11 protein-coding genes and 5 pseudogenes are annotated in these 16554 nt (G+C 68.0%); 6 read left to right on the top strand and 10 right to left on the bottom strand.

Annotated elements, in window-relative coordinates:
• Positions 1 to 68: 68 nt before the first annotated feature.
• The 5 genes and pseudogenes from ACIRB1_RS33445 to ACIRB1_RS33465 all read right to left on the bottom strand — a co-directional run.
• A pseudogene (locus ACIRB1_RS33445) lies at positions 69 to 432 on the bottom strand (Scr1 family TA system antitoxin-like transcriptional regulator); the annotation flags it as partial.
• A 63-nt stretch (positions 433 to 495) separates the two neighbouring features.
• The gene (locus tag ACIRB1_RS33450; protein ID WP_403468028.1) at positions 496 to 903 is read right to left on the bottom strand and encodes a hypothetical protein; all 408 of its coding nucleotides are present in this window, start codon (positions 901 to 903) and stop codon (positions 496 to 498) included.
• A gap of 327 nt (positions 904 to 1230) precedes the next feature.
• Positions 1231 to 2002, bottom strand: a pseudogene (locus ACIRB1_RS33455) (transposase).
• Positions 2003 to 2078: 76 nt separating this feature from the next.
• Complete coding sequence (locus ACIRB1_RS33460) at positions 2079 to 2639, bottom strand: SUKH-4 family immunity protein (RefSeq protein WP_403468029.1); 561 nt, start codon at positions 2637 to 2639, stop codon at positions 2079 to 2081.
• A gap of 77 nt (positions 2640 to 2716) precedes the next feature.
• Entirely contained in the window at positions 2717 to 3595 is an 879-nt protein-coding gene (locus tag ACIRB1_RS33465; protein WP_403468030.1) for an SDR family oxidoreductase, read from the bottom strand.
• A 144-nt stretch (positions 3596 to 3739) separates the two neighbouring features.
• Between ACIRB1_RS33465 and ACIRB1_RS33470 the strand changes: the two genes are divergently transcribed.
• Positions 3740 to 4162, top strand: coding sequence for a winged helix-turn-helix transcriptional regulator (locus tag ACIRB1_RS33470; protein WP_403468031.1), 423 nt, complete (start codon positions 3740 to 3742; stop codon positions 4160 to 4162).
• A gap of 5 nt (positions 4163 to 4167) precedes the next feature.
• Here ACIRB1_RS33470 and ACIRB1_RS33475 read toward each other — a convergent pair.
• Both ACIRB1_RS33475 and ACIRB1_RS33480 read right to left on the bottom strand, forming a co-directional pair.
• Positions 4168 to 4442: pseudogene (locus tag ACIRB1_RS33475) on the bottom strand (transposase); the annotation flags it as partial.
• Position 4443: 1 nt separating this feature from the next.
• Positions 4444 to 5251 (bottom strand): annotated as a pseudogene (locus ACIRB1_RS33480) (IS5 family transposase).
• A 130-nt stretch (positions 5252 to 5381) separates the two neighbouring features.
• Here ACIRB1_RS33480 and ACIRB1_RS33485 point away from each other — a divergent pair.
• The 3 genes from ACIRB1_RS33485 to ACIRB1_RS33495 all read left to right on the top strand — a co-directional run bounded on the left by ACIRB1_RS33485 (position 5382) and on the right by ACIRB1_RS33495 (position 9830).
• Positions 5382 to 5696: a hypothetical protein gene (locus ACIRB1_RS33485; RefSeq protein ID WP_403468032.1), complete on the top strand. Its 315-nt coding sequence runs from the start codon at positions 5382 to 5384 to the stop codon at positions 5694 to 5696.
• 912 nt (positions 5697 to 6608) lie between these two features.
• Positions 6609 to 8354, top strand: a complete 1746-nt coding sequence (locus ACIRB1_RS33490) for a protein kinase (protein ID WP_403468033.1) — start codon at positions 6609 to 6611, stop codon at positions 8352 to 8354.
• A gap of 165 nt (positions 8355 to 8519) precedes the next feature.
• Complete coding sequence (locus ACIRB1_RS33495; RefSeq protein WP_403468034.1) at positions 8520 to 9830, top strand: hypothetical protein; 1311 nt, start codon at positions 8520 to 8522, stop codon at positions 9828 to 9830.
• 504 nt (positions 9831 to 10334) lie between these two features.
• On the opposite strand, the gene ACIRB1_RS33500 is transcribed toward ACIRB1_RS33495, so the two are convergent.
• Together ACIRB1_RS33500 and ACIRB1_RS33505 are read right to left on the bottom strand one after the other, a co-directional pair.
• Positions 10335 to 11321 carry an NAD(P)-dependent oxidoreductase gene (locus ACIRB1_RS33500; protein ID WP_403468035.1) on the bottom strand — a complete coding sequence of 329 codons (987 nt, stop codon included), beginning with the start codon at positions 11319 to 11321 and terminating at the stop codon, positions 10335 to 10337.
• Positions 11322 to 11490: 169 nt separating this feature from the next.
• Entirely contained in the window at positions 11491 to 13500 is a 2010-nt protein-coding gene (locus tag ACIRB1_RS33505) for a S9 family peptidase (RefSeq protein WP_403468036.1), read from the bottom strand.
• Positions 13501 to 13524: 24 nt separating this feature from the next.
• Between ACIRB1_RS33505 and ACIRB1_RS33510 the strand changes: the two are divergent.
• Positions 13525 to 14024: pseudogene (locus tag ACIRB1_RS33510) on the top strand (amino acid permease); the annotation flags it as partial.
• 613 nt (positions 14025 to 14637) lie between these two features.
• Here the strand turns inward: ACIRB1_RS33510 and ACIRB1_RS33515 are convergent.
• Positions 14638 to 15237 carry a TetR/AcrR family transcriptional regulator gene (locus ACIRB1_RS33515; RefSeq protein ID WP_403468037.1) on the bottom strand — a complete coding sequence of 200 codons (600 nt, stop codon included), beginning with the start codon at positions 15235 to 15237 and terminating at the stop codon, positions 14638 to 14640.
• 129 nt (positions 15238 to 15366) lie between these two features.
• Here ACIRB1_RS33515 and ACIRB1_RS33520 point away from each other — a divergent pair, with 129 nt between their 5' ends.
• Entirely contained in the window at positions 15367 to 16530 is a 1164-nt protein-coding gene (locus tag ACIRB1_RS33520) for an epoxide hydrolase family protein (protein ID WP_403468038.1), read from the top strand.
• Positions 16531 to 16554: the final 24 nt, after the last annotated feature.

Consider the following 16554-nt stretch of genomic DNA (forward strand, 5'->3'; position numbering starts at 1 on the left):
GACCGCGAGTGGCGATCGAAGGGCGGATGTAGATCGACTACTGAGTTGGGCGAAGTCAGGGCACAGTGCAAGGTTTCTATGGCCTCCACGATCCGAGCGCAGGCGTCTGCGCCGTACACGGCCGTCCTGCGCAACTGCTCGAACGCCTTCACGTACAGAGCGATCTCAGATGGCTGGGTGACGTTCGCTTCGGCAGAGAGCAACCGCACGACGACACGAGCGTGTCGTCGTGTATGTCGAACGTCCCTTGCGGCCACAGGGCGCGCTCGCGCATAGACATCGGGATGACGCCGAACGACACGGCGGGAGCGCGCCGACCGTGAGTAGGTGGTCCATTTGGGCAGCCATCGCGTCCGCGTCACCGAGCGGGCAGTAGAGCACCGCTTACTCGATGACGAACACGAACCGGTGCCCCGGTTCGTGAATGATCTGAGGCTGGAGCACCGGTCCGAGGCGATGTGGTCACCCACATCACCAAGGACCGGGCCGCGAGATTCAGCAATGGTCGGTGTTCGTCCCGTACCAGCCGCCCCATGTGTTGGTCGCGTAGTCGTCGTAGTTGCAGTAGTAGTTTCCGGCCTCTGTTATGACCTTGACGGCTTTTCCGGCAGAGCTCTCGAAGTAGCCGACGAAGTGCGAGGCTCTGCCGTCACCCGGCATTTCCTTCCAGCCGCCAGCACCTGACCAGGTGTGCCAAATGGTTCCGGAGGGTGCGACGCCGAAGCACTCGGGGGGCCCATACTGCCAGGCGACGGCGTCAAACCCGTATCCGTTGACGTTTCCCGTGTAGCCGAAACAGGTGGCGGACGCGGCGGACGCGGGTGAGGACGACATCCCCACCACACCGAATGCCGCCAAGGACACTGCCGCGGCGGCGGCCGACAAGCGGAAACGAGACTTCACGAACTCTCCTTCGTTCCGGCTGGTGTCACTGGCTTCTTGCGGATCACAGGCTACGGAGAGCTGATCACGTCTTACAAGCACGGTTTTCCGCTGGCCCGGATAAACGGACCGCATACCTCCGTACAGCGGAAGGAAAGATGGAGTTCAGGGTCGCGACACATTCCCGGCCGGTGCGTGGTGTGCATTGCGGGCCAATCGCAAGGAACCCGTGCCTCCGCATCTCGATCGGAAATCCGGAGGACGTCTTTCCACCGCCCTGAAACCGCCCTAAGGGCTGTCCCGCAAGTGCTGTCGACGTGCTCCTCATCAGCAATCGGTATCGATCCGCTATCCGGTCAGGGCGAGGTTGTGGAGGGTGGGCGATGCCGAGCATGGCGTGGTGGACGCCGTCGCCTTTCAGGCGACAGTCGCGGAGGATTTTCCAGGTCTTCATGCGGGCGAAGGTGTGCTCGACTCGGGCGCGGACCTTGCGATGGGAGGTGTTGTGGGCCTCCTTCCAGGCCGGTAGCTCGGTCTGGTCGGGTTCTCGGCGGTGCGGGATGATCAGACCGGTGCTGCGGTAGCCGCCGTCGGCAATCACGGTGGTGTTACCGACCGATTTGTTGGCTCCGGACAGTTCCCAGGCCTTGCAGTCGTTGCGGTTGCCGGGCACGGGCTGGCCGACGGAAACGACAGGGCGTGAGTCGGTGTCGATGACGACCTGGTGGTTGGTCGAGTAGCGGTAGTTCTTGGACTGCTCCGCCACGCTGTGGTCCCGTGTCGGCACCAGGGTGCCGTCCACGATCAGCACCGTGTTTCTGCGGAAGCGGCTCCGTGGCCACAGCGCGAGCAAGGGCCCGAGCTGGCTCACGATCCGACCTGCGGCAGACTTCGAGATCCCGAACAGGGGAGCTAGCTGCCGCAAGGTCAGATTCGTCCGCCAGTACGCGGCAACCAGTAACACGCGGTCTTCCAGCGGCAGACTCCACGGACGGCCCCTGCAAGCAAGGGGCGGTTCTCCGCGCCGCAGCATGGTGATCAGCTTCCCGAACCGCTTCGGACTGAGCCCGGAGTACGGCGATATCCATGACGGCTCCGACGTCGTGATCACAGCCCCCACAAGAAGATCATCCCAGTCGTGGGCGTGCGATCTGTGCACGGTCCGGCCCTACGGGCTTTGGAGCTTCCGGCCGAGGTCAGTAGAGCCAGCGGTCCAGGAGCCCTGGCCAGAGAAACCCCTCGTAGCCGTTGAAGGCTGCCGGGTCGATCTCCTTCAGCTCCTCGGCCAGCCGGTTCAGCTCGGCGAAAGCCCGCTCTTCCTCCTCTTCGGAGAGGTACCCCGCGGAGCCGTCCGGTTCGCCGAGAGGCTCGGAGGCTTTGACGCGACTGCCGTAACGGTGAAGGACGTTGAGCCACACGCCGACACCCGAGTTGGCGAACCATGCCTCCCCGTCCGGCATGACGAAGTACACCGCCCCGGTCTCTGGCTCGGCGCCGAACCATGACCGCTCAGCTGGCGTATTGGGGTCGGTGTCCTCCGTGAGGCGGTAGAGGGGACCGCGGGACGTGGCCAGGACGGGATCGGCCTCGCTCTGCATCACGACTCGTTCGATAAGGCGCGGAGCTACCGGGATGCCCACCTCGACAAGCTGTGTCTTCATGAACTCCGGGATCCGCCAGCCAGCCACAACGTCCCGTCCGGCTCGTGTGACATGCCCCAAGCCGGCCCACTCGGTCAGCTGGTCATACGTCGCCATCGAACGATCCTCTTCCGTCGGCTGTGGTCCCGACCTGGCAATCAGGCCCACCTGAGCAACCCGGCCACCTCACGAGTTCACCCTCTGTAATGCAGAGCGGTCGCGAGTGCCTCGGCCAGGGTCACGGGCGGACGGCCGATCAGACGGCGCAAGTCGCCAGAGTCGGTGTACATCTCGCCGCGGTTCATACCGCGGTCAGCGTCAGCGAGGACCTCCGCCAGCTCGGCGGGTAGGCCCGCGGCGGCCAGTACCTGGGCGAAGTCGGCCACCGGGAGGTCAGCGTAGGCAACCTCCTTTCCGGCCGCAGCGGAGCTCGCCGCGGCGAGCTCGGTCAGGGTGAAGGATTCGTCGCCGCCGAGCTCGTACACGGCGCCGGTGTGGCCTTCAGCAGTGAGGACGACCGCTGCGGCCTCGGCGTAGTCGGCGCGGGACGCGGCGCTGATCCGCCCCTCGCCCGCCGCGCCGACGACCGCGCCGTTCTGCAGGATCTGCGGCAGTTGGCTGGTGTAGTTCTCCAGGTACCAGCTGTTGCGCAGCAGCACGCTGGGGATTCCGCGGTCTCGCAGATACGCCTCGGTCTCGCTGTGCGTGGCACCGATGACGGTGGTGGCCGTGTCCGCGTGCGTGGTGCTCGTGTACGCCACCAGCGACACGCCTGCGGATGCCGCGGCGTCGATCACGCGGCGGTGGTTGGCGACCCGCTCGCCCACGGGGACCGAGGCCGAGATCAGCAGCAGCCTGTCCGCCCCCGCGAAAGCCTCGGCCAGGCCGTCGGTGTCCGCGAAGTCGGCGCGGCGTACCGTGATGCCCCGGTCGGCCAAATCCTTGATCCCGGCGATGTCCCGGCCGGTCGCGATGATGTCCGCGGCCAGGATCCCGCGTCGCAGCAGTGCCTCGACGGTGAGCCTGCCCAGCTGGCCGGTGGCTCCGGTGACGACGATCGGCATGATGGTCATTCCTTCCTTCCGCGCGTGCCTCGCACGCCTGCCGCGGTCCGTCCGCCGCGGGATGGAACACAGAATGACCTGGACACTCTCTGTTGGGGAGTAGCCACTTCTCGGTAGGGTACTTACCGCAGCGAAAGCATGGAGGTGAGCCGTATGGCTGCTGTCGAGAATGTGACCGGGCCCATGCCGTCATTCGATCCGTACGAGCGCGGCTGCCCGTCGCGGGACCTGCTCGACCAGATCGGCAGCAAGTGGGCGGTCCTCGTGCTGGGCGAACTCGGCCGGAACGGGACCTCCCGGTTCGGTCATCTCCGGCAGGCGCTCGCGGGCGTGAGCGAGAAGATGCTCACCCAGACGCTGCGCACCCTCGAACGCGACGGGCTGGTCAGCCGGACCGTGTATCCAGAGGTGCCGCCCCACGTGGAGTACGAGCTGACCGCGCTCGGCCAGACGCTACGGGAACCGCTGAAGGCACTCACGGAGTGGTCCGTGCTGCACATCGAAGAAGTCATCACCGCCCGCGATGAGTACGACGACCGCACAGAGCGCACCGAGCGAACCGAGCGCACCAGGTAATCAGCGGCCGTCTGGACGACGAAGTCCTCGTCTTCAGGACTGAGCAGGCGGGGACGGCCTCCGGCCCACCGAGGGACCAAGCAAGCCGGACCGATCTCGTTGAACCGGTGAACCACGTCGCGGACCGTGTCCAGTCGGCCTGCACCAATTTCGCGAACACCGGCACCTGGTTCCCGCCGGCCGAGGCCGGCATCATCATCGCGCGCCGGTAACCCACCGAACTGGTGCCGCCCCGGCGCACGATCTGCTGTGGCTTCCGCCCCTCCTGGTAAGACGTCATCTCATTTGGTGAGTCTGCGGTAGCGGATCAGGGTGCAGGCGATGCTGGTGAAGGCGAGGAAGTGGTCGGCTTTGCGTTCGTAGCGGCGGTACAGGCGTCGGCATCCGGCGAGCCAGGCCATGGTGCGTTCGATCGTCCAGCGGTGGCGGCCAAGTCGTTGTGAGGTCTCGATGCCCCTGCGGGCGTGCGGTGGCGTATGCCTCGGCTGGGTAACCCTCGCCGCGGGTGGTTGTAGTCGTAGCCCTTGTCGGCGTGGAGTTTGTGGGGCCTGCGCCGCTGGGGTCCCCGGCGCGAGCGGATCGGCGGTATGCTTTTCGCGAGTGGGATCAATGCCTGGCTGTCATGCGTGTTGGCGCCCGAGATGCCGATGGACAGGGGCAGCCCGGTCCGCTCCGTGATCAAGTAGATCTTTGACCCGTACTTGCCCCGGTCTACAGGATTCGGGCCTGTCAGCTCCCCCTTTTCAGGGCGCGCATGTTGACCGAGTCGATCGCGCACCTGGACCAGTCCAGTTCGCCGCGGGAACCGAGTTCGTCGAGGACCAGGCGGTGGAGTTTGGCCCACACTCTGGCCTTGGTCCACTCGGTGAAGCGCCGGTGAGCCGTCGCGCCGGACGAGCCGAACGACGCGGTCGGCAACTGCTGCCACGTGCAGCCGGAGGTTGCCACGAAGACGATCGCGGCCAGCACTTCGCGGTCGCCGTGCCGGCGCCGACCACCGCCCTGGGGCCGCGACGGCGCTTCCGGCGACACCCGCTGGAACAACTCCCACAACTCATCAGGCACCAGCCGCTCAACGATCCTCGCCATGGTCGGCAGCTGACCTGGCCAAATGAGATGGCGTCCTAACGGCGGTTGGGAAGAACTCCTCCACCCGCCACCTTCATCCAGCCGCCCGCAGCAGCTCGGCCAGCGGCACCGGTGTAAGCGCATCAACGACATGAAGGTCAGCGGACTCCAGCGGGAGGCCGAACGCGCGTTTTCCTGCACGCCGGTCTATCTCGTTCCGCCCTCCCGCGAGTACCCAGACCAGGCCGCTGGCACATTCGGCCCTGTTGAGGTGCTGCCTTCCGTCGCGTGCATCGGTGTCTTCAACTCGACAGCGATCGCTCCTGAGCTCGACCCGGTGCTGCACCGCTCCGTTCTCGCCGTGGCCTGGTTCCAGCCCGTCCCGGGTGTGCCATCGGGCAAGGACGCTGATCATGCGCTTCGCAGCATTCACTGGGAGGAACTGGCCCAGGACTACGAGCTCTAGCGACGCGAGCTGATCACAGCCAATCGTTCGTGGCCGAAACGAGCACAGTTGGCAGACCACGGCCCCGAACCCCGTGCGAGTAGGGATTCGTTACCGCCACGATCGCCCTGTTTGACTTGGTGCAGGGAAGAAGCCGCCGTTTTCGTCGTACCGCAGCAACAGGACGCGATCGTCGGCGTCGACCACAATGGCGCGGGCCGAGTTACTCAGCGGCGGGGAGGTCGTCATGTCCTCCAGTGTGGGAGTCCCCGGCAGAGGGGCAGGACCGTTCGACGAGGTAGGAGCCGATACACGCCGCTTCCAGGTCGCAGTGCTCCGGGGCGGTCTATCGGGCTGGGCCGCGCGGTTCAGCGGCGTCTGGCTGCCGAACTGATCGAGGCCGTCCTTGACCCGCGTGGCTCGAAGGGGACCGCCACCGTTCAGCGTCGGTCCCGCGGCAACCGTGTTCGCATCAGGCCACCGTGCTGGCACGTGCGGAGCTACGGACTTGGACAAGCCGCACTGTCTGTGACCTCGAAGTCCCCAGCACGGCACGATCATCCACGGCATGGAGGCGCTCCTCGCGTTGCGGACGCCGTGCCTGCCCACACTGCCGACGCACCCACGCCAAGAGGCGCGACCACTCATGAAATCCGCGGCCCCTCCTGCTCGCCCACAAGGAGTCTCGCCAGCCAAAGAGTCGCGTTCAGTTCCCAAGGGAGCCCTAGCCGGCAGAACCGATGGGCACCGCCGCTTGGGCATGTGACCCCGGCACCTCGAGCAGCTTTCCGGCGAACACGAAAGTGCGGGAAACGCTGAACGTACGCCACCACTCGGCTAGCCTCGACATTCTTTGGAGCCGAACTGACGTACGGCGCACATCACTTCGGGGGTTCCGTGTCAGAACAGCGGCCGGTGCCAACGGGCTTGGCAATGAACGAGACCGCAGCGCTCCGCCGCACCGGTGCCTCGCCCCTACGCCTCGCCGACCCTGACCACATCGGCCCCTATGTGCCGCTCGCCCTGCTCGGCAGCGGCGGCATGGGACGGGTCTATCTCGCGTGCCCGGCGGACGGCAGCCCTGGTCTGGCCGCGGTGAAGGTGATCAGGCCGGAGTACGCGGACGACCCCGGTTTCCGGCGCCGGTTCGAGCGTGAAGCGTCGCTGCATGAACGGGTCAGCACGTCGCACACACCGCGACTGTGCGGCACGGGCTTCCAGGACGAGCTGCTGTGGATGGCCACCGAGTACCTGCCGGGGCTCGATCTGGCGTACGCCGTACGTGAGCTCGGCGCCCTGGACACGGCCGCCGTCTGGCGGCTGGTGGCGGAGCTGGGACAGGCGTTGGCCGATCTCGCCGCCGCGCGGATCGTGCACCGGGATCTGAAGCCGTCCAACGTGCTGATGTCCGTCGGAGGCGCGCACGTGATCGACTTCGGCATCTCGAAAGCCGTGGACGCCAGCAACATCACCGGCACGGGAATCCGGGTAGGAACTCCGGCCTACATGTCGCCGGAGCACTTGAGGACCGGAAGATCCGACACGGCCTCGGACGTGTTCTCGCTCGCCGGGACGCTCGTGTACGCGGCGGTGAGGCGTGCCCCGTTCGGCGACGGTACCGGAGTCGACGTCATGCATCGGGTGGCATTCGAGGAGCCGGACCCCGAGCTGATCGCCGAGATCTCGGCGGTGGACGCCGCGCTGGGCTCGCTGCTGACCTCCTGCCTGGCCAAGGAGCCCGAACGGCGGCCCACAGGGCAGGACTTGGTCGACACGGCCAAGGAACGCACCGCCACGACCGTGTGGCCCGAGCCGCTGGCAGGCCAACTGATGGCCCGGCAGCAGGCGTACGAGGTGTTGTACCGGCTCCCCGCCGCATCGCGGGCCCGCTTACGCTCCCGGGACGTCAGGCCGATGGCGATGCCGGCCCCTCCAGCTGGGCAAGCCGGCCAACCTGGTCCGGCCGTACTCGAACCCGCAGAAGTGGCGTCCGCCGACGCCTCCTCCGAAGCGCCACCGGCACGCCACCAGGAGGGCAATGGCCGTGCCCGTGCACGGGAGAGGCTGCACTGGGCCATCGCTGCGAGCATCGCCGTCTGCGCAGTGACCGCAGGAGTCTTCTGGTTCAGCCGTCACGATGCCCCGCCCGCCGCTTCCGCTCCCGGCTCCGGTACGGCGACCGGCCAGACGGTGCCCGGCGCCCCCGCCTTATCACCGAGGCCCGGCACATCGGACGCGAAAGCCGCCCCGGGCAAGAACGTGGACGGCGCCGCCGTGAACTCCAACGATGCCGGCACACCCACAGACGGCCCCAGGCCCGCCGCAACGGCGGCCCAAGGCACTCCATCCGCTACCGAGACCACCGCCTCGGCCGCCGCGACGCGCTCTTCAGCGCCGACCAACCCACCCTCCACCGAACCCGCGAGCCCGGCCTGGATCACGGACTGCACGTACTACCAGGGCAACGGACGCACACGCATGGGAGACAGCGGCAAACGTGTGCTCCAGGTGCAGTGCATGCTGGTAAAGCGCGGATACGACGTCGGAAGCACGGGCGTCGACGGCGACTTCGGTGCCGGCACCGAGTCCGCGGTGCAGAGTTTTCAGAGCGACAAGCTACTGACCGCCGACGGCATCGTGAACCGCGCGACTTGGCTCGCTCTGCGCAGCACCGAGTGAGGGCGCCCCTCACTCGCGACCGCCGAGGCGCACCACACGTCGCCCGAACGTGAGTCTTCCTCTTCCGACTGACCTCGGCCTGACAGCGCCGCCGCCGCTTTCCCCAGAGATAGACCGCTGCGGGCCCTCGACTTCCTCGTCACCGCGTACATCGAGGGGGATTCCTTGCGCAGCTGGCTGAGCCGTACGTCTCCGCTCATGCGGCACGGCCGTACGGCCGCCGGCTGCGCGGATTTCTTCACGGTCTGCCGCGGACTTCTGGGGGACGTGGACACGGCCCTTGACCAACTGCACGCCCTGGGCCTCCGGTTCGGGGACATCAGTCTCGGCAACGTCGTCGTCACGCCGTCGGGCAGGGCCAGGCTCTGCGACTTCGAGGCGGTCTCGGCGCTGGACGGGCCTCCGGCGCCCATGGGCACCAAGGGCTTCACGCCACCCGATGCACTGCGTGAAGCGAGTGACGATCCGCTGCTGAGCGACCGGTACGGCACGGCCGCTCTCGCCCTCGCGTTTCTCGCGCCCTTCCACGAGACGGCCGAAGTGGCGCCCGCCGGGCTCCCGTTGCTCCGGCACGATCTGGCGGAGGCCGCGCCCCCGGCCGACCTGTGGGCGCGGGCGATCTCCAACTACCCAACCGATAGCACGACTTGCCCGGCATCGTTCTCTCCGGCCGAGGTGGCGGCCGATCCGCAGGGCTGTCTCGCCCGGCTCGCCGACGCCGTGGTGGCGGGGCTGCTGGAGAGTGCCGACCCTGACCGACCGGACTGGGTCTTCCCGCCCTCGCCGCAGGCGTTCCGGGCCAACACCGTGTGCGTGGCGTACGGCACCGCGGGCGTGGCCCACGCCCTGCACCAGGCCGGAGTCCCCGTCCCGGAGGCGGTCGAGAAGCGGTTGCGTCACGACGCGCTGACCAGTCGTGACGAACTGCCCCCGGGACTGGACGCGGGCACCGCGGGGATCGCCCATGTCCTGGCCACGCTCGGCCGGTTGGACGAGGCGGTCGACCTCGCCCGGCACGCCGACGGCCACCCTCTCACCGCGTCTTGTGCCACCCTCGCGGGCGGCCGGGCCGGCGTCGGCCTGACCTGGCTCGCCCTGCACCGGCGGACCGCCGACGAGCGGCACCTGGAGCGGGCCGTGGCCGCCGGAGACGCCCTCCTCGCCACCGCGGACCTCGTGCCCGCGCTCGGCGTCGACGACGCGCGCGGACTGTTCCACGGCCGTTCCGGACTGGCCCTCTTCCCGCACCACTTGGCCGACGAGACCGGCGAGGACCGCTACCGCGCGGCGGGACTGCGGCTTCCTGCACGAGGAGTTGGACCGTGCGATGCCATCCGAAAGAGAAGTCATCTTCCGAGGAATGACCCGCGGACCATGGGCTGCCGTGGCCACACTCGATCCGACTCAGCAGGATCTGATTCACCTGATTTACATCGAGCAGATGTCGCCGAACCGCGCACGTCAGGCACTAGCTAGGGAGCATGGAGAGAAGCACCTCTTCGTGCGTGCCATTCGCTCACTTGCGGGGTCTGCTGCCAGGGGCTTGCCGGCCCGCAAAGGCGTACGGCGGTGGGCAGCGCCCAACAGCTCCACGACGGAGCAGCGGGCAGGGCGATCGCACCGGCGACCGCTCACTGACGGGCAGACAGACAGCTCTCAGCCTCGTGCCGCCTGGTCCTGCTCGGCGTGCGGCTCCTTGTAAGCGGGGTATCTCCGAAACGCTCGATTACTTGGCCGAGCGACTCACCTCGGTACGTCGGTCGTCAGGCGGTCCCGGTCGTGGAGCCCTTGCACCGAGGTCCGCAGGAGTTCGACGGCCGTCCGCGGCTCTCCGGCGGGACGGGTGAGGTGGCTGAAGATGCGGGTGAATCAGCGTCTGCGTACAGGAGGATCGTGGACGACGACTTGCGGGCGCGGATCGAACCACTGCTGCCGCCCTGGCTTGCGCGGTCGTCGGGGCCGAACCCGGTACCGGACCGGTCAGGGGCGCAGCAAGGTACCGGCGGCCTCCTCCAAGAGGGCTACGGCAAGGAGTTCGCCCTCCACAGGTCCGAAGCGCTCCAGGGCCAGCCGGTGGATGCGCAACACCGTATCGGCCATCTCGTGCGGGGTGCCGAGGTCTCGGGCCTCACCGGTGATGACCTTGAGCTGGTCATGAATGCGGTCGAGGCCGTAGGAGCGAAGGTAGTCCCCGGCGAACAGGGCCGACAGGTCCCGGCGGATGAAGTCGCTGCCCGCCGCGCTGTCGGCCAGCGTGTCGCGCAGGACAGCGAGGTCGATTCCCGCTCGGCGTCCGAGCAGCAGAGCCTCGGCGGTTGCCGTGGCCTGCCCGAACCAGAGGAGGTTGATGAGGAGTTTCGTCGTGTAGCCGGTTCCGGGGCCGCCCATGTGGTGGATCCGGTCCGGTGTGGCCACCGTCTCCAACAGCGGCCTGCACCGGTCGAGGACGTCAGCGGAACTGCCCACGAACAGCCGTAGGCGTCCGTGTTCGGCGTCGTCAGGAGTGCCGCCCATGGGCGCTTCGAGGACATCGACGCCGAGGGCCGCTGCTCGTTCCCGCAGCTTTCGCGCGGCTGCGGGGGCGTTGCTCGTCATGTCGATCCACACCGCCCCGGGGGCCAGGGCGGCGAACACGGCATCCGGAAGAGCTGCCGCAGCCTCATCGGGTCCAGGAACCACGGTGACCAGTACGTCCGCCTCGGCCGCGGCGGTCGTGACGGACGGCGCCCAGTTCGCGCCCAACGAGCGCACCGCCTCTTCGCGTTCGGGACGCAGATCGGAAACGGTCACCGTGTGGCCCGCCGAAACGAAGCGTCCACACAGAGGTGTCCCCATTCGGCCGGCACCGACGAGGGCTATGCGCGAGGGCAAAGAATCACCGCCATGGCAGTCGTTGCGTCTGTCGTTTCCCTCCGGCGCACCCGAACGACCGCCGCGGTCCGGTCGCTTGGAGACACTTTGGATCACTCGGGAACACTGCGGTCATCCTACGAGTTCGCCACGTGATCACGATCCGACCTGCTTGAGTCGTCGCCAGCAGATGAGACTGCAGCCGCCCCACCCATCCCTAGTTCCTGCCAGCGGTTCCCGAACCAACGACGTTCACTGCCCGCTCGAACCAGCGCAGGCCACCAGCTCAGAGCAGGCCAGGCCGCTGCCATTCGCTGCCGAGGACGTGGTGGTCGAGGAAGTTGAGGAACGTCTCGTACCACAGGCGTGTGTGGTTCGGCTTGAGGATCCAGTGGTTCTCCTCCGGGAAGTAGAGGTACTTCGCGGGGACTTGGTGCCGCTGCAGTTCCTGGAAGAGGGCGGCGCCCTGGCCGACGGGGACGCGATAGTCCTTCGCTCCGTGGATGACCAGCATCGGGGTGCGGATCTTGGCCACGTCCAGGTGCGGCGAGTCGGCTTCGTAGCGCTCGGGGCGGGTCAGCGGGTCGCCGAAGATCCGCTGGAAGTACCAGGGCACATCGGTGTCGCCCTGAAACATCCGCAGGTCCCACAGACCCGCGTGACTGATGATCGCCTTGAACCGGTCCGTGCTGGTGGCGACCCGATTGGCCATGTATCCGCCGTACGAGCCGCCGGCGAGCGCTGTGCGCGAGGCATCGATGTCGTCGCGGGCCTCGGCCGCGTCGGTCAGCGCGATCACATCCGTGTAGGGACGCCCGCCCCACTGTCCCCAACCGCGCCGGTGGTTGATCTGCCCATAGCCCGTGGACAGGGCCGGATCCGGCAGCAGCACCGCGTAGCCGCGCGCGGCGAACGGCCACGGGTTCCACCGCCAGGTCCAGCCGTTCCAGCTGGACTGCGGCCCGCCGTGGACGGCGACGAGCAGCGGAGCGGGCCGCTGGGCGGACGCGCCCTCGGGCAGCACGAGCCAGCCGCGCAGCACGAACCCGTCGTCCGCCTCGACGTGCACCTCGGTGAGTGTGCCGGGCAGCTCCCCGACGCCACCCGGGGCGGGCAGCTCGACAGGGATCTGATCGGCGACACCGGCGTCGATCCGGACGGGCGTCGGCGGCGCGTCAACGGCCTGACGCAGGGCGTAGAGCGTCCGCCCGTCGGGGGCCACGGTCAGCGAGCCGTACGCACCCGACGCGGTGAGCCGTGTGACACCACCGTCCGGGTCGCGCCTGTAGACGGGCGCGTGCCCCTGCTCGTCGGACGTGAGGAAGAGCGTGTCGTCCACCGGTGAACAGGCCACACTGGCAGGCCAGTTGTCGAAGTCTGGCAGCAGGTCCCGCACCGCACCGTCGGCGAGGTCGATTCGGACGAGAGTCACTTGCCCTGGGTCGTCGTACGTCGGATAGCGCATCCGGCTGCACACGAGCGCCGAGCCGTCATGGGTGAACCGCGGCTCCTCGTAGAGGTGCTCCAGATCACCGATGAGACGGACCTCCTCACCGCTCACCGCGTCGGCCACCACCACGGCGGTGCGATGCTCGTCCGGGACCCGCCCGGGCACGAACCGCCGGTACGCCACCCGTGTGCCGTCCGGCGACAACACCACGTCCCCTGGATCCTCCAGTCCGATCCCCTGCCCACCGGCAACGACCGGCTCCGCGTCGCGGCCGGCACGCACGAAGGTGTGCGGCTCCGCCGGGCCGAGGTCATGGTCCCAGGCGCGGGTCGGGCCGGCCTCGTACAAGATCGCGGTGACCTTCGCGTCCTTTCGCGCCGCACGCAGCCTGCCGTGCGCCTCGACGTCGGCGGCACCCGGCAGCAGCGCGGCGGTGTGGCACAGCGCGCCGGAGTCCCGAGCGACGGTGACCGCGGCGATCCCGCCCGGGTGACGGGCAACGACGACGGCCTCTCCACGCGGCGGCAGCGCCCACAGCGCGGCCCCTTCGTCCTCCTCGCCGTCCGCCGCGGCGCGCCCGGACAGGAAGTACAGCGTTCCGTCCGGACCGAACACCGGATCCGACTCACCCTTGTCGGACCGCGTCAGCCGCAGCGCGTCGCGCTCACCATTCGGATCGATCTCCCACAGCCCGGAGACGAAGCGCGTCCCGTCCCCGGACAGCGACTGCACAGCAGCGACGAGACGAGTGCCATCGACGGACAGAGCAAGGGAGTTGACGCGGGGGCAGGCGACGAAGGCGGACAGGTCACGGAAGGTGGAGGAGCCACCGGAGGACTCGATCATGCAGTCGATTGTCGCCCGCGCGCCATGCGGACGGCCAGGGGGCCTGACGTGGAGCACGGGGTGCCCAATGAGGTGGAGCGACGGCTGGGGGTGCCTGACGCGGTCGTGATCGGCCTGGGGTCGATGATCGGTGCCGAGATCTTCGCCGCGCTCGCGCCGGCCGCCCGGGCGGCCGGCTTGGGACTGCTACTGGGGCTGGCGGTGGCCGCGGTGGTGGCGTACTGCAACGCCACCTCATCGGCACGGCTGGCCGCCCGGCACCCTGCCTCCGGCGGCACCTACATCTACGGGCGTGAGCGGCTGGGGGCGTTCTGGGGGTATCTGGCCGGGTGGGCGTTCGTGGTGGGCAAGACCGCCTCGTGCGCGCGATGGCGCTGACCGTCGGCGCGTACGTGTGGCCCGGTCAGGCGCGCGCCGTGGGGGTGGCGGCGGTGGTGGCGCTCACAGCGGTGAACTATGCCGGGGTCCAGAAGTCGGCGTGGCTGACCCGAGTGGTCGTAGCGATCGTGCTGGCGGTGCTCGCGACGCACGAGTGTCTGTAGACGGGGGTGTGCGATGGAGGAGGGGGCGGTGCCTGCACATGGACCCAGCGCGTCGACTGGGGCCGGCGAGACCAATCATGGGGACGGCCCATCCGCGGTGGCGGTCCCGCTCGGGCACGGGATCGTCATGTTGTCGCGGGTCCACGGAAGCTATCGTGTGGCCGCGATCATCAAACGTCTGCGCGACGCGAACGGCACCCGCTCGTCGCGCGCTACGACTCCCACCAGCGCGTCACCGGCCCCCCTCCCGCGCTTGTTCCAGCGCCGACCCTACGGGCAGCCCGCAGGTCATGAGCCAGGCCGCCGTCAAGCGGCTCTTCGACGCACCGTGTGGCATGCACCGGCCTGGGGACCTGGCGGTCGAGCCACCGCGCTACGCACCCCACCACTTCCGAAGGATGTTCGCGACCGAAGCCGTCACCGATGGCCTCTTCGTCCACACCGCCGCACGCATCCTCGGACACAAAACGCTGACCACCACTCACGCGTATCTCGCGCTCGCCCAGGACGACTTGACCCAAACCTACCGCGGCTTTCTCGACTGTCGTCGCGCAGCGCGTTCCCAGGAGAAGTACCGAGGAGCGCACTGCGCAGGTCAGGGCCGGCCGTCCGCGAGAGCGATTGCGTGCGTCTCGGGAACTCCGAGCATCAGCAGGCTCGTGATCGTCGCCGCACGGGCACCGGGAGTTCCGTTCGCGAGGTCGCTGTCCGCGATGGCGAACACGACGCCGTAAGCGAGCTGACTCAGCAGGGCCGCCGACAGGTGACGGGCGAACAACTCGTCGTCCTGGCCCCGTTTCACGAGGTCGGCGAGGAGTTCGTCGACTGGCCCTAGCAGGCCGTGGATCGTCTCGCCGTACTCGCCGCGGCGCAGTGCCAACAGCACACGGTAGCGGTGCGCCACCGGCCAGAGGCGGGCGATGAACTCGACCCACGCCGCGTCCGCCTCCGCGTCGGAGGCGTTGACTTCGGTGAGCACGGCCGTCATCTCGGCCACAGCCCGTTCCGTGAGTGTCCGAACCAGGTCCAGGCGCGAGGGGAAATGGTCGTAGACCGTGCGACGGACGACGCCGGCGGTGGAGGCGATCTCGCCCATTCCGGCGTCGGGGTTGTCTCCGAGCAGATCGAGGGCTACGTCGAGGATGCGTTCGCGTGTCTCGATCATCGAGCGCGCACGGGAGGACTTGGCAACCACGACCGGATTATTGCACACCCGTGTACGGTGAAATTCACTGCACATGAGTGTACAGTCGACATCGCTGCACAGGTGTGTGCAGTGAAAGGCCGCACCGTGCCCCGAAGCCCGGGAGAGCAGGAGAAGGCAATGACCGCACCGACGCCGCACGCCTCGGCCCTCGTCCGCCCGTTCACCGTCTCGATCCCGCAATCGGAGATCGACGACCTGAAGCGGCGACTGGCCACAACCCGGTGGCCGGATCCGGAGACGGTGGACGACTGGTCTCAGGGAGTTCGCGTAGAGAACGCCAGGGCCCTGGTCGAGTACTGGGAGCGCGGCTACGACTGGCGGCGCCTGGAGTCCGAGCTCAACCGCTTCCCCCAATTCTTGACCGAGATCGACGGGCTGGACATCCACTTCATCCACGTCAGGTCCAAGAACCCGAACGCGATGCCGCTGATCCTCACGCACGGATGGCCGGGCTCGATCCTGGACTTCCTGAAGCTCATCGGCCCGCTGACCGATCCGGACTCGCACGGAGGAGACGCCGCCGACTCCTTCGACGTCGTCATCCCCTCGCTCCCCGGCTTCGGGTTCTCCCAGAAACCCGCCAAGACCGGGTGGACCGTCTCGCGCACCGCCAGCGCCTGGGCGGAGCTGATGAAACGCCTCGGCTACACGCGGTGGGCAGCACAGGGCGGTGACTGGGGCGGCGTCGTCACCACCGATCTCGGGGTCATGCGACCCGAGGGGCTCGTCGGTATTCATCTGAACACTCCGTACGCCTTTCCGGCGCAGATGCCCGACAACCTGTCGCCAGAGCAACGCGACGCCGTGGAAACCCTCGCCTTCTACACCGGCGATCTCGGTGGGTCGAACCACCTACAGGGCACCAAACCCGAGACAGTCGGATTCGCCCTCGCGGACTCCCCCGCCGGCCAGGCAGCCTGGATCTACGAGAAGTTCCAGTCCAAAACCGACAACCACGGCCTCGCCGAAGACGCCCTCAACCTCGACGACATCCTCGACACCATCTCCCTCTACTGGTTCACCAACAGCGCAGCCTCCTCCGCCCGCATCTACTGGGAGAACAAAACCCGCACCTTCGCCGGCCCAACGCTGACACTCCCCGTCGCGGTAACCGTCTTCCCCAAGGACATCCCACGCGTCCCACGCAGCTGGACCGAAGACACCTACACGAATCTCATCCACTACGGCGAAGCCGACAAAGGCGGGCACTTCGCAGCCCTGGAACAACCCGACACCCTCGTCAACGAAATCCGCACCGGCCTGCGCACCCTGCGCTCCTAGAGGTGGTCCCGTATGGGCTGTGAG

The organism is Streptomyces sp. NPDC096013 (genome assembly GCF_044763565.1).
Classification (GTDB): Bacteria; Actinomycetota; Actinomycetes; order Streptomycetales; family Streptomycetaceae; genus Streptomyces.